Origin of the sequence: Aeromonas sp. QDB31, assembly GCF_027707605.1 — a bacterium.
GTDB classification, from domain to species: Bacteria; Pseudomonadota; Gammaproteobacteria; order Enterobacterales; family Aeromonadaceae; genus Aeromonas; species Aeromonas media.
The window spans coordinates 1-13027 of the sequence record NZ_JAPCIX010000040.1; the positions used below are offsets into that span (position 1 = coordinate 1).

Below are 13027 nucleotides of genomic sequence, written 5' to 3' on the forward strand. Positions count from 1 at the left end.
TGACAAAAACCGCCCCTTGCGGCAACTGTCCAACAAACCACCGTTTGCTGAACACTTGCCGGGTTACGATGAAACACTAACAACCCCCGCCCAGTGGGGCTTTCCGGGCACCACCCACCCGCGCCCAAGTAGCTCTTTCTTTCAAGTAGCTCTTTCTTTCAAGTAGCTCTTTCTTTCAAGTAGCTCTTTCTTACAAGTATATCTAAAACAAGTAGCTGCGCTGACGCGCCCCGTCCCCGAAAACCTCCTCCGTCGAAGCAGACCTCTTCGACGATCTTCCGACCCCACCGCAGCAGCCCCAGCAGGCAGCACTGCCTGCCCCGCAAGATGCCCCCCAGAAGAAGAAGCGCGGACGGCCTGCGGTCAACTGGTCGGATCGCCCCAAGAGCCAAGGCGAAATCGACCTATTCCAGTTGTCCCTTGATATAGAAGAGAAACCAACCAAGGATCACAACCAACTCGGGGTCATCTCGACGGCGATGATCTACGCCTCGCTGCCACACAGCGCGATCGAAGGCGCTGTGTTCAAGCGCAGGAACGGCGACCTCTCCCTCACGATCCTGAACGACCCGGACATCGGCCTCCCCTACGGAAAGATGCCACGCCTTATCACGGCGTTCCTCTGCACCGAGGCCAAACGGACGAAGGAACCCGTGATCTCCTTGGGGCGCTCGAAAAACGAGTTCGCCAAGAAGCTCGGGCTGAGCACGAGCGGCGGCTCACGCGGCGACCTGACCCGTCTTACCGAGCAGGCCAAGCGACTGTTCACCTCCCACATCACCCTTATCGGCGCTCCCGACTCTCAGTTCCATTGGCGCAATGTCACCATGACCGACAGTGGCATGTTGCTGTGGAACCCGCACGACCCGGACGCAAAGTCCCCGTGGGAAAGCGAACTGACGCTCTCGCAGAAGTTCTTTGATGAGTGCATCGCGCACAGCGTCCCCATCGACCTTCGAGTGCTGCACAAGCTGCGCTCGCCGCTGGCCATCGACATCTACATCTGGTTGACCTACCGCTACAACTCGATCTCTGCACCGACCCCGATCAGTTGGAAGCAACTCAAGTGGCAGTTTGGTGCCAACTACGCCGACCACGAGCAAGGACTCAAGAACTTCATCACCAACTTCAAGACGTGCCTGCGGATGGTTTCCAGCGTCTATCGCGAGGCTAAGTTCCGAACCACCAAGGGCACCCTCATCCTGCTACCGTCACCGCCACACGTTCTCCCAAGTCCAGACTGACTATCACACCAACCCGGCTCAGGCCGGGTTTTTTGTGCCCGGACGACTGCCGCCCAGTCGAACAAGCCTGTGGATTGCCGGAGTTATCCACGATGAAACACAAACAATTCTGCAACCCGCGTCAGCACTGGGTTTCGTCTCTCCAGAGAAAAGTTATCCACGATGAAACACTAACTATTCCTACGATGAAACACAAACAAATGCCGCTCACTGCCTGCTTTGCCACCGTTTTTTGAACACTGATAGATAGCTATATAGCTATCAACCGCGCCCCACCATACTGGTGATGACACTAGGTTCGTTCTGGCCATGTTATGCAGGGCCACCCCAATACCTCGACAGACCCGCCTTCTGGCGGGTCTGTCGTTTCTGGCCCATCCCCAGCAAAGCTAGCTAGATAGCTATCACAGCAGCGCCGTCAGGTACGGTAGCGCCTGCGCCGCAAGCACGCTACCTGCCGCGTTTTCCAACACGGCTTTGATGCTCTCTGCGGTCGCCTTGATGACGGCCCACTTCGGCTTTGGCGATGCAGCCTGAGCCTGCAATGTCGCCAGCTCTGCCTGCAATTCATCGCGCACCTCGGCTTCGATGCGTCCCTGCTGGATGGCATCGCGCAGCAGCTCAATCAAGGCTGACAACGCAGCCATGTCACCGCCTGTTTGAGTCTGGGTCTGGTTAGAGCTATTCGATCCGATCTGAATTTGGGAGCCGCTTACGTCTCCGAAGTGGTAATGCTGCTGCACAGTCTGCTTCTCCTGCTGAGTGAACGTCATGCCTTCCCCGAGCACGCCTTTAGCCTCCAGATCAAGCGCCCATTCGAGCACCCGACTCCGCACCTTCTCGATGACACCCTGCACCTGCACGGTGGAAAAAACGGGATCGGGCCATGAATCGGGTTTTCAGCCATCAACTGCCCCTGTACCCGACGATAGTCCGGCACTTCTCCTGAGTAGTAGCCGTTCAGTTCGCTGCTGATCCAATCGACCAGCTCAGGCACGGCCAGACGCCGCGCAACAACCAGCGCCCGACGTAACAAATCGCCGGGCGACACCGAGGCATCAATTGCCGCATTCACCAGTTCCGGGACAAGAGCAGGCATCCTTCCTCCAAATTCTTGATAGCTAGCTATATATCTAGCTCGTTATCATCCGTCATTTCGGGAGCAGTCGCACCGCTTTTGCACCCATCCTCTCTGATAGCTATCTAGCTAGCTATGAAGCTATGTGGCGGCATTGTGGTAACAAGGTGGAAGGCAACACCAAGCCACCATCCCGCCACGCAGTCACCACACAGACAGCACCATCTGACCACCTTGTCACCACCTTCTAACCACCAAGCGCACACCATCCCAACACACTCTCACCACCATATTTAGATAGCTAGCTATCTTAAAAGATATATAGCTATCTCAAGATGAGGGCGTATATAGAGCAGAGTCCACGCTGAATCGCCCCCTCACCAACCCGGCCCCTCAGGCTCGTCGGGGTGCATGTCAGGACGCGCCTGCTCTCGTTCAGCCGCGTCAAGCTGTCGCTGAAATGCCTCGGCCTCGGCTCGCGCTGCTGCGGTGGCCAGCTCGCGGGCCACGTCATCAACCGACCTGCCAGACCGCTCCGCAGCGTCAAGACACTCAGTCACCGTGCCCTTGGCAATCTCAAGCTGTCCCATCAGCACCACAGCCGACACACCCAGCTCGAACTGCCCGATCTGGAGCATGGCCCGCTCAAATTGAGGCCACCGCGGATCGCGCTCGCCAGTCATTCGAGCAGGGGAGCACACACCACCGGAAGCCACTGACCGATACCGTGACCAGTCTGGCTTTGCCGTTGGCACTGGGACGGGCCTGCGGCGTTCGATCTCCACATTCAGCCGCTCTTGCAGCTCGGGGTTTGCAATCTGCACCCCCATCTCCGCAGCCAGCTCCAGCATCATCTGCTGATACTCAGGTGGCCCGCTGACCGTGACCCGCCCCCACTTCGCCTTCGCCAGTTGCAGCGCCGCCCGTGCCGCATCACGATCATTCGAGGCAGTCACGTCGATCCGCCGACCACAATCAACAAATGCAGGGCCTGCATCATCCAGTCGCCGGAATACAACCTGACGCCCACACACCTCGGCCACGAACGCCCGGATGTCCCGAGGGGGCAGGGCAGGGGTGTCCGCATCGCCGACCAGCAGCGCCTGATCGCTATTTCGATGTCGCCAAAGTTCGGCCAGTCCTGGCTCATCCAGTCGCCGATACCAGTCCTCCACGCCGGGAAAAGCTGGCAACCGTTTCCGCAGCCGGTGACGCTCGCCGCTCTGCCGCTGGATCAGCTCATCCCGCTCGGCCAGCCACTCAGCGCGTGCAACAGCGCCCAAGGCATACCGATTCCTGCCCGCATGGCCAGCCAGCAGTGCATCGCGCCGCACTTCGTAGCGTGACCACGCCGCCTCTTGCTCCAACCGATGACGCTCGCGCAGTGCTGCCGTTTCCTGTTTCCGCTCCCGCTCGTACTGCCGCCGCTCGCGCATGTAGTCGCTCATGCGAGGGGCATCCGGCTTGAGTGGCTCCAACTCCCGCTCTGAAATCACCATCCCTTCGGGAGCAGGCTCATATGCACCCAGACGCTTCTCCAACTTAGGCAAGGATGACTTTCGGCAGGCTTGGCTGGCCTTGACGGGCGTGTCTCCAACCCAGATCAATGCACCGCTCCCTTCGCGCTCGAAGCGGCACCCCACGGCGGCCAGCTCCGCGTGCAACTGCGCCCAACTCGATGCCGACCGCAAGATCGGCCCGGCAACCTCTTTGGCGGTACGCTCGGCGCTCTGCACGCCTGTGCGAGTTTCGATGTCGATGGCTCGCTGGCTGATCGCGACATTTTCACGTGTCCGAGAGGCGGGGAGGGCGCTACGCAATGCCACGCGCTCCGCCTTCTGCTGCGTTTTCTGCGCCAACTGCTCAGCAAGCTGGCGTGTTCTCAGCTCATCGAGCGCCGCCTGCCGCTGCGCCTTCGTAGCTTCAACAGCCTCCAACTCTCGCCGCTCACGCTCATGCCGTCGCCGCAGCTCTTTACGGTCATCGGTTTGCCGCCGTCTGAGTGCCAAATCAGCCGACCAGCCCGCATCCGGCACAGCCTCACCGTTCTCGCCTCGGTAGGCCAGCGTGCCGTCTGGAAGTACCGTGTATCGAGCATTTTTCTCGGACTTCCAGCCTTGCGCGTGCTCGATCAATGCAATCGCCCGATGCTCCGCTTCCCTCGAGAAGCCACCGTTGATCTTGATGCACTCCAGTCGCTCAGGGTGCATTCGGTTGACTGCTATGTGCAGGTGGTAGTTATCAGTGTCCTCGTGCAGACCATAGATAATCTGACAATCGCTCAACCCAAGTTCCCTGAGCCAGATCGTTATCATCTCCTCGACCTGCTCAGGTGTCGGCTTCTCACCCTCCCGCAAGCTCAGAACAAAATGCTCCACAGTGTTCTTGCTTCGCGTGGCATCTTCCGAAAGTGCGATCATCTCGCCAAGCTGCATCGACCGTTCAGCAGTGATGAACCCGCGTGCGCCGTGATAGACGCATTTCTCCGTCGCGCTCTCAGTCTGTGGGTTGAGGATGTACTCGACCAGCTTGATAATGCGACGATGCTTCGCGGCCTTCGCATCTGGGTTACGAATGTGCTTTGAGATCATGTCCCAGCCTCTTGAAGAGCGCCGCCAGTACACTCCGCGTCGTATGAATCTCTGGGTAGTCCCGACTACGATGCTCTGCGAGGAAATGTTGCAACATCGCCATCAGCGACCGGATACGCCGCTGCATCACGCGATTTATGTTCGCAGACACCGGGCGACCGAATATCCGACGTCGAACGAGTGCGCCGGGTGTAATACCCGCCATCTCCGCATCCAACGCAAGTTGGTCTTTTTCTGCGGGCAGAAGACGCAACGTCACAATAGCTTCCAGTGCCACGCCATCTGACTTTCCAACGAACTCGACAACATCAGCGGCGCGATCATGCCGGACGCGGCTCGGCTTGATCTTTCCGGCCAGCGTCCGAGCGAACTTTTGCAGATCAACAATGGCCTCCGCGAGAGGTGGGAAGTAGGGTGACTGGCTTGCACCGGCAGAATCCCATGCGGAGCGAACTACAGCACCAAGCCGGATCAACTCTGCAACCAGATCACGATTCACATCACTGACAACGGCAGCGCCGAAGTACAGATCACGGACAAGGGCGCTCATGCTGACACCACGTGCATCCGCCTCGGCACGCAGCGCATCGCGCTCATCTGACTGTAACCGCAGCGCGAGCTTTGCTGTAAGCGGCTCATCGCCAATGCAAACGAACGGCACCCTTGCGACCCCCTTGAAAACTGCTTGATAGCAAGCTGCAAACGCCACCCCCGGCGCGAGGGGGCAGGACGAAAGAGCCATCTTGTGAGAAGCGCAGCGCCGAACAAGTGGCGTCCATTGAATGATACAGGTCGGGGCGCGAGGCGTTCCGGCATGTGTCATACAATGGCCGTCCTGCCCTAGTTCTAACCCCCCCATGTTTTTTCGTACGTACGAAATTTTTCGGTTTTGCAGTGGCTTTTGGCCTTCGGCCAGGCTCACCAGGTCGCGGGGCTCCCTGGCTCGTCGGCTTCCCCTAACTTTGGATTGTGCAATCCAAAAGGCTGCCGCATAATGGTTATAGATTGTGCAATCCAATACACGGAGCAGGGCACTAGATGAAACCAACATTGCAGGCTTACGACGAACTACAGCGGGCATATGATCACTTTAACAACGAGCTGTTTGATGGTGTCCTGCCCGATTGCCTGATCACCCTCCTGTGTGAGTAGAATAAAGTTTCGTTACTAAGTAATAAAGAATCATACTGAGTATTAAAGATTCATACTTAAATGGCAGCGATCAGAGTACACTGCCATTTCTAAAACGTTTATGCCCCATTCCTTCTTAGACCTTGTATCTACTTCAAATTGCAGGCTTCCGTTTAAGGTTACTTTACCTAATGGCGGACATCAGTAATCTATTGGGTTCCTTTTCTCTGTGGCTTTTTAAGCGGATAACTTTTTTCAATGGTGCCGCGTACTTTGAACGTTAACATAGAGGCTCAGGGCGCTATTTTACCCCCTTAAAATAGGCAAAATGAGGGTTTTTAAGATCTTGATTTTTAGTGTTTTTATTTTGGTGATGTGATGTGGCTTTGATGGTAGTGTTGCGTCCAGTTCATCATAGGAGTCAACATGGAAACCTACCGTCACACATATCGACACCACAGTTTTTCACATCAAGATCTAAGTGATATTACTTTCACTGCTTGCACCTTTATCCGATGCGATTTTCGACGTGCTAACTTGCGTGATGCGACATTTATTAACTGCAAGTTCATTGAACAGGGTGATATCGAAGGTTGCCATTTTGATGTCGCAGACCTTCGCGATGCAAGTTTCCAACAATGCCAGCTTGCGATGGCAAACTTTAGTAACGCCAATTGCTACGGTATTGAGTTACGTGAGTGTGATTTAAAAGGGGCCAACTTTTCCCGAGCAAACTTTGCCAATCAAGTGAGTAATCGTATGTACTTTTGCTCAGCCTTTATTACTGGATGTAACCTGTCTTATGCCAATATGGAGCGGGTCTGTTTAGAAAAATGTGAGCTGTTTGAAAATCGCTGGATAGGGACTCACCTCGCGGGCGCATCACTGAAAGAGTCAGACTTAAGTCGAGGTGTTTTTTCTGAAGATGTCTGGGGACAGTTTAGCCTACAGGGTGCTAATTTATGTCACGCCGAACTCGACGGTTTAGATCCTCGAAAAGTCGATACATCAGGTATCAAAATTGCCAGCTGGCAACAAGAACAGCTTCTCGAAGCGTTGGGTATTGTTGTTTTTCCTGACTAGATGCTTACGAATACCTGCTGATAAACTATACACAACATTAATACATTTTCTAATTCAAATCACCAGAGCTAGATCAATACTTCTAGCTCATTCTTGTCCAGAAACGTGTTTGAATGGGGCCAATCAATCTGTGGATGCTCAAGACAACCAGTATGATACTTTATTACTCAGTTGTAGCGTGACTCAGATTTTGTAGTAGGAATTAGTATGAATCTTTATTTCTGGGTGAGTATCATTTAGAACGGTACAAACAGGGTTACTTGACTGCTTAGTATGAAACTTTATTCCTCTCCTACACCTCCAACGAGAAAAACAAACCTATGGCTATTTCAGCCCGGAGAGGTTCGTTAACTCCCAAGGAACCCGGACGGACGAAATCGCCATGAATCCGGCTTACTTCGCCGTATGCCCCCCCGAAGAAATTATGCAAACGCTTTGCCACGAAATGTGCCACCTATGGCAGCACCATTTCGGCAAGCCTGGGCGGCGTGGCTATCACAACAAGGAATGGGCCGACTTCATGGAAGCTATCGGACTAATGCCAAGCAGCACCGGCGCACCTGGTGGAGCACGAACCGGCGACAAGATGGCGGATTATGCCATTGAGGGCGGGCGCTTCTTGGAAGCATATGAAAGCCTGATGACGGATGACTATCGGATCAGTTGGATGGATCGCTTCCCCAGTCGTGAAAAGCTGATGGCAGCAATCGCCAACGGCACCACCGATGAAATGGCCGGGGATCTTTCTATCATGGGGCTGGCTGGGATCTCTGTTGAGGATGGAGAAATCACATTTGAGCCAGGGGAGCGCCCGAATAAGTCGAATCGGGAAAAATATACTTGCCCGCTCTGCCAGGCGAACATTTGGGGCAAGCCTGGCCTAAACGTCCTATGCGGAGACTGTGACACGGCTTTTGAGGCCGCTAACTGACGCGCTTCGCTTGTCGGCCCTCGGTTCGTGGTGAACAGACTTCGCTAGTTCACCACGCCCCAAGGGCTAGATTAAACGCCAAAAGTAAGGGGGCCGATTTTGGCCCCCTTGTTCGTTCTGTGACTTCAGTTGTTCCCGCCATTTGCCAGCTTGCGCCAGGCGGCTAACGTCGCCTGGTAAAAGCTGCGGCCTATTCTCGACGGCACCGCCAGCACAAGCACGGCCACCGTTGCAATAATGGCCAGCCAGGCCAACAGGGTTTGACTGTCCTTCAGCAATGGATAGGCCGCGAACAACAACAGCACTCCAACGGCAACAGCAGCGGCAAAGTAGGTTTTCGCTTTTGCCGTCATGGTCAGCCCTCGATAACAGCAACAAGCTGAACTTGGTTCAGATCAACTTCGATTTCTTCCCCGTCGTCGTCGTACTTCAGCCAGCCCAAACCATATGCAGCGCGGCGACTGGACAACAGGCGAGCCGGTCGCTCGTCATAGCGCACCTGAATGATCGGCTTCTTGATTTTGCCTTGTTGCTCGTCAGCGTTCAGCAGGGCATTAGCCGCCGCATCCGGCCCGCCCCCGCCAATCGGGGCACCGTCGATGGTCAACGGCTGTTGCTTGTCCTTATCGCCTTCACCTGGCCAGCCTGCGCCGCCCTGGTCGTCACTGTCCGGCTCCTTGTCGCCGCCTGCACCTGGCCAGCCTGCGCCGCCCTGGTCGTCACTGTCCGGCTCTTTGTCGCCGCCTGCACCTGGCCAGCCTGCGCCGCCCTGGTCGTCACTGTCCGGCTCTTTGTCGCCGTCTGCACCTGGCAAGCCTGCGCCGCCCTGGTCGTCACTGTCCGGCTCCGTGCTCGGGTTCTTCAGGTCATTACAGAAGCGGCGAACGTCTGCCGTTGTCAGTTCGTCCCCATCCTCGGCAACCATGCTTTCGATGCAATAGGTTTCCACCTCGTCGGGGTAGTTCTTGAATGAACGATGCAGGATAGCCAAGGCTTGAACGGACACGCATCGGCCCGAGTCGTACAGCTCACGAATGCAATCCGGCAACTCGAAAAAGCTGATATGGTCAGACACGAACGAAGCGGGCTTACCCAGCTTTCCGGCAATCTCTGATTTCTTGTCTCCGTTGTCGATTTGACGCTGGATGAAGTGGGCCATTTCGAGGGCCGTCAGCCCCTCCCGTTGAATGTTATCGACGGCGTTATCGTACTCGTCGGCGTCAGAGTCGATAAACGCCGGGACGGTATCAAGGCCCGCTTCCTGTGCGGCCAGGTAACGCCGATAACCGGCGTTAATCATAAACTCGCCTTCAAGCTCCGGGTGAGGCTTCAGGCTAAGGGGGTTTTTCACCCCCCGTTGTTTGCCTGTTACCTTACTGACCGCCTTCATAGAGTCGGCCAGTTCGGTGATTTTTGCCGGGTCTACTCGCTGGCGACTGTTGTTAGGGTCTGGATGGATTTTGCTGATCGGTACTTCACGAATCAGCAGGTTGTTATTCTCTGGTTCCGCCGCCTCTACTGGCGCGGCACCAGGCCCGCCCATCAGGTCGGACAGGTTGAACGAATCCAGCCCGCTGAGGTCTGCCCCTTTACCACTCATTCAGCCACCCCCATTTTTTCAAAGATAATGCTAAAGGCTTCCTGGAACTCTTTAGCTGCCTCCCGTGCTGCGGTTTTCTTCAGATGCCAGACCGGCTTACCTTCAGAAAGCGCCTCGGGAATAGATGAACGGATGCCAATCTTGGCGGCAATCAGCAGGTGAGCATATTTGCTCAACAGTTGCTTGAGCGTTTCCCGTTGGGCTTCGCTGCGCGGATTGAAGCGGTTGGGGAGCATACCCAGGAAATTAAGATCCGGGTTCCACTTGTTCTTTACCCCGAAGACGGTTTTTAGCATCTTCTCGATCCCGTCGATTGAGTATTCTTCCAGCTCGATAGGGGAAAGCACGTAGTTGGCCACAATCAGGGCGGCAGTCATGCGAAGGCCCAAAGTCGGCGGGGTGTCGATGATGCAAAAATCAAACTCGCTGGCCAGCGTGGCCACCTGCTTTTTAAAGTTGGCTAGGACGGCAGGATCAGCCCGTTCCATATCAGCCATCAGGGGATCGGCCTCGATTAGGGTAATAGCGTCTCCCGCCGCCAGACTGAAAGGCTCGACGCCAAAAAGAGCACTAGCGGCCAATGCTACAGGGCTCCCGGATACGGTAAGGGTCTTCGTCGCGTTCGCTTGCGGATCAAGGTCAACAAAGACGACACGCATACCCTTTTCGCGCAACGCCATAGCCAGATGAACCGCTGTAGTGGACTTGCCAACGCCACCTTTTTGATTCGATACAGTAACAATTTTCATATGCTCAACCCTTTGGTTTATTAGCCTGTTTATATGCCTCATCCTCGATGGCCTTAACTATTGGGGCCATATCGACCGGCACACATACCGAAACACGTACCCAGCCCGCCGGAGGGGTGCCGTGCTTTTCGTGCGCTTGGCGCACCTTCCTAACCAAAGCCGCTACCGCCGAACGGCTTAGGCCGGACTCTTTCACTAAATCAACCTGCCGCCGCCCCTGCACCAGGATTGCCCTGGCGATCTCAACATTCTTGGCAGCCAAGCGGCGGGGAAGGTGTTTTAGTGCTGATTCAAATTCCTCGTTGGTCAGCGCCATGACCTTCACCCTATCACAGGCGGCCATTTTGGCCGCCGTTTAAAGATAACACTTTATCTGTTTACGTCAATAGATAGGGGTTACTCTTTGGTGTCGGCTGCGTCTTTTTTCTGTTGGCGTTTCGCTGCTGGCTTAGTCAACTTGTCGATCTCCTGGTTGGCTGCCTTCAGGCTTGCGGTGAGCGTGGCCCGTTCTTCCTTCAGCGCCTCGATGCTGCCCTGGTTGTCCTGGTTGGCCTTGGCCAGCTTGCCGATCTCCTGGTTGGCTGCCTTCAGGCTTGCGGTGAGCGTGGCCCGTTCTTCCTTCAGCGCCTCGATGCTGCCCTGATTGTCCTGGTTGGCCTTGGCCAGCTTGTCGATCTCCTGGTTGGCCGCCTTCAGGTTCGCGGTGAGCGTGGCCCGTTCTTCCTTCAGCGCCTCGATGCTGCCCTGGTTGTCCTGGTTGGCCTTGGCCAGCTTGTCGATCTCCTGGTTGGCTGCCTTCAGGTTCGCGGTGAGCGTGGCCCGTTCTTCCTTCAGCGCCTCGATGCTGCCCTGGTTGTCCTGGTTGGCTTTGGCCAGCTTGTCGATCTCCTGGTTGGCCGCCTTCAGGTTCGCGGTGAGCGTGGCATTATCAGAGGTAAACGACTCGATAGACTGGCGACAAGCGGCGAGTTCCTGAGTCAGCCGCTCAACCTCTGAAGCCAAGCCGATTGCCTTCTGCTCGATAGTGATCTTTTCAGAGAGGGCGGCCCGAGTCTCGGCCTCCTTTTCGCTCACAGCAACACGACAGCGATCTAGTTCACTTTCCAGGCGGGCCACTTCGTCCAGGGCTTCATCACGCTCCTGATCTGCCATAGCCACATGCTCGGCGGCATGAGCTTTAACCGCTTCAATATCAGCAGCAGCCAATTTACTAGCCACCTGCCACAACTCGGCAGCCACACGATCAAACCCGGCTTTCAGCTCCCCCGGCAGCTCAATTACAACAATGTCCGATTGCTCTTGAGAGGCCCGCCACTCACGCATAACCGGCGAGATATGAGACAAAGAGCCGCCGCCCATGCGCTCGCGCACCTGCTCATTTGTTGGCTTTGCTACCCCTTCAGATCGAAGTGATTCAGCAGCTCGGACGATCTTTTCTTTCATTTCAGGCTTAATCATGGTCATGGCTTCGGCTCCCTGTATTGTATGTATTGTATTTTAATACAATACATACAATACATACAATACAACGGAGTGAAAAACGAACAAAAAAAACCCGGCGCAATGGCCGGGGTCGGTGACAGGGTAGCGGCTTCACCGCTCTAGATCGTCTTCATGGTTCCGGGGCTTGGGCTCTACAGCCTCGGCAATCTTCGGGGTTGGGTTATCCTTCCCGAGGGCCAGGTTATCAGCGAGTCGCGCCCTTACTGAGTCAACGAATCGCCCCCGTTCTGCATCGTCTTGAATTTTTACCTGGGCGAACTTATCCGCGACAGCGTACACGCTTGCGGCATCCTGGATCGCCTTATCGCCGGGATACTTCTTCAGAAGCTCTTGGTTTGATAGCTGCCTGAAGTCTTCGGCCTTCGCCTGTTCTGGCGTTAACTCTTGCTTTCCTGGGCGTTCAGGCGCTTCAGCTCCGCTTTTGCCCATTCCCCAGCCTGCCGCATCTCTTGCCGCAGTGATTCGATCTCTGATGGCGTCAACTGATAATGCTTTTCTGAGGTGTCCGGCTTCGCCTTGGGTGAGTTGTTCGATTCCATAGCCAAATGTAGACCTCCAATATTCATCCATTGCCTTGCCGTGCTTCTGCTCAATTGCTGCCAACATTTGAGGCTTAACAGGCATATCAACCGATCCGGGGTGAGCGGTCATTACAGCGGCCCCTAAGACCTTGCCGCCTCTGTTCTCAATGTAGCCCCTCAAGCTGGCCAAGGTGCCGCCCATCGCCAGCGTATCATCGACAATCAGATAAGGCTGGTCACGCTCGACCTCCCCGACAAAAGCCGGGTTAATGGCCAGCCGATGATCAGCATTTGAGTTTGTACGACCGACCTTTTCCGCTTGGACAATGCTGTATTCAACCTCAAGCCCTAGACGGTCAGCGAGCACATGCGCGGCCATTAACGGGATCTTGTTGTTTCCCCCTGACTCAACAGCCAGGACAGGCACAACCTTGGGTTTCTGGTCGCCTATCATGGCCTTCACTGAATCGACCGTCTCCGGTTTCATCAAACGCCTGGCAATGGCCAAGGCGGCGGCAGGGTCGCCATGTTTGGCGGCTTCGTATTCAGGTTCTTTAGAGAGATCCTTTAGATCGCCGTTCCTCACTACTGCCGGG

At 55.5% G+C, this 13027-nt stretch carries 13 protein-coding genes; 3 read left to right on the forward strand and 10 right to left on the reverse strand.

Annotation, left to right across the window (positions count from 1 at the left end; all coding sequences use genetic code 11):
• The first annotated feature begins 413 nt into the window (after positions 1 to 413).
• Positions 414 to 1244: a replication protein RepA gene (locus PG898_RS20720; RefSeq protein WP_270824969.1), complete on the forward strand. Its 831-nt coding sequence runs from the start codon at positions 414 to 416 to the stop codon at positions 1242 to 1244.
• Between the two features lie 404 nt (positions 1245 to 1648).
• Here the strand turns inward: PG898_RS20720 and PG898_RS20725 are convergent, their stop codons facing one another.
• From PG898_RS20725 to PG898_RS20735, 4 genes are all read right to left on the reverse strand, one after another.
• The gene (locus PG898_RS20725; RefSeq protein ID WP_414627598.1) at positions 1649 to 2107 is read right to left on the reverse strand and encodes an AbiTii domain-containing protein; all 459 of its coding nucleotides are present in this window, start codon (positions 2105 to 2107) and stop codon (positions 1649 to 1651) included.
• Entirely contained in the window at positions 2014 to 2343 is a 330-nt protein-coding gene (locus tag PG898_RS21385) for an AbiTii domain-containing protein (protein ID WP_275124728.1), read from the reverse strand. Before PG898_RS21385 ends, PG898_RS20725 begins: the two co-directional genes overlap by 94 nt.
• A 356-nt stretch (positions 2344 to 2699) precedes the next feature.
• Complete coding sequence (locus PG898_RS20730) at positions 2700 to 4913, reverse strand: relaxase/mobilization nuclease domain-containing protein (protein ID WP_270824971.1); 2214 nt, start codon at positions 4911 to 4913, stop codon at positions 2700 to 2702.
• The gene (locus PG898_RS20735; protein WP_270824972.1) at positions 4891 to 5835 is read right to left on the reverse strand and encodes a plasmid mobilization protein; all 945 of its coding nucleotides are present in this window, start codon (positions 5833 to 5835) and stop codon (positions 4891 to 4893) included. The genes PG898_RS20730 and PG898_RS20735 overlap by 23 nt, the downstream gene beginning before the upstream one ends.
• 635 nt (positions 5836 to 6470) lie before the next feature.
• Between PG898_RS20735 and PG898_RS20740 the strand changes: the two genes are divergently transcribed.
• Positions 6471 to 7127 (forward strand): quinolone resistance pentapeptide repeat protein QnrS2, encoded by a 657-nt coding sequence (locus PG898_RS20740; RefSeq protein WP_012537714.1) that lies wholly within the window; start codon positions 6471 to 6473, stop codon positions 7125 to 7127.
• A 283-nt stretch (positions 7128 to 7410) separates the two neighbouring features.
• Positions 7411 to 8058, forward strand: a complete 648-nt coding sequence (locus tag PG898_RS20745) for a SprT-like domain-containing protein (protein WP_077897378.1) — start codon at positions 7411 to 7413, stop codon at positions 8056 to 8058.
• 125 nt (positions 8059 to 8183) lie between these two features.
• Here the strand turns inward: PG898_RS20745 and PG898_RS20750 are convergent, their stop codons facing one another.
• The 6 genes from PG898_RS20750 to PG898_RS20775 all read right to left on the reverse strand — a co-directional run.
• Positions 8184 to 8411, reverse strand: coding sequence for a hypothetical protein (locus PG898_RS20750; RefSeq protein ID WP_012477884.1), 228 nt, complete (start codon positions 8409 to 8411; stop codon positions 8184 to 8186).
• Positions 8412 to 8413: 2 nt separating this feature from the next.
• Positions 8414 to 9658, reverse strand: coding sequence for a ParB/RepB/Spo0J family partition protein (locus PG898_RS20755; protein WP_058687780.1), 1245 nt, complete (start codon positions 9656 to 9658; stop codon positions 8414 to 8416).
• Entirely contained in the window at positions 9655 to 10407 is a 753-nt protein-coding gene (locus PG898_RS20760) for a ParA family protein (RefSeq protein ID WP_011191311.1), read from the reverse strand. The genes PG898_RS20755 and PG898_RS20760 overlap by 4 nt, the downstream gene beginning before the upstream one ends.
• A gap of 4 nt (positions 10408 to 10411) precedes the next feature.
• Positions 10412 to 10723, reverse strand: a complete 312-nt coding sequence (locus PG898_RS20765) for a TrfB-related DNA-binding protein (RefSeq protein ID WP_012477883.1) — start codon at positions 10721 to 10723, stop codon at positions 10412 to 10414.
• A gap of 80 nt (positions 10724 to 10803) precedes the next feature.
• Positions 10804 to 11871 (reverse strand): DNA-binding protein, encoded by a 1068-nt coding sequence (locus tag PG898_RS20770; RefSeq protein ID WP_032494806.1) that lies wholly within the window; start codon positions 11869 to 11871, stop codon positions 10804 to 10806.
• 129 nt (positions 11872 to 12000) lie between these two features.
• A partial coding sequence (locus PG898_RS20775) for a phosphoribosyltransferase (protein WP_270824973.1) occupies positions 12001 to 13027 on the reverse strand: 1027 nt, incomplete at its 5' end.

Bases quoted from the DNA above. Each gene is read 5' to 3' on its own strand.
- PG898_RS21385 (WP_275124728.1), bottom strand. From the start codon at position 2,343: ATGCCTGCTCTTGTCCCGGAACTGGTGAATGCGGCAATTGATGCCTCG.
- PG898_RS20730 (WP_270824971.1), bottom strand. From the start codon at position 4,913: ATGATCTCAAAGCACATTCGTAACCCAGATGCGAAGGCCGCGAAGCAT.
- PG898_RS20740 (WP_012537714.1), top strand. From the start codon at position 6,471: ATGGAAACCTACCGTCACACATATCGACACCACAGTTTTTCACATCAA.
- PG898_RS20750 (WP_012477884.1), bottom strand. From the start codon at position 8,411: ATGACGGCAAAAGCGAAAACCTACTTTGCCGCTGCTGTTGCCGTTGGA.
- PG898_RS20755 (WP_058687780.1), bottom strand. From the start codon at position 9,658: ATGAGTGGTAAAGGGGCAGACCTCAGCGGGCTGGATTCGTTCAACCTG.
- PG898_RS20760 (WP_011191311.1), bottom strand. From the start codon at position 10,407: ATGAAAATTGTTACTGTATCGAATCAAAAAGGTGGCGTTGGCAAGTCC.
- PG898_RS20765 (WP_012477883.1), bottom strand. From the start codon at position 10,723: ATGGCGCTGACCAACGAGGAATTTGAATCAGCACTAAAACACCTTCCC.
- PG898_RS20770 (WP_032494806.1), bottom strand. From the start codon at position 11,871: ATGACCATGATTAAGCCTGAAATGAAAGAAAAGATCGTCCGAGCTGCT.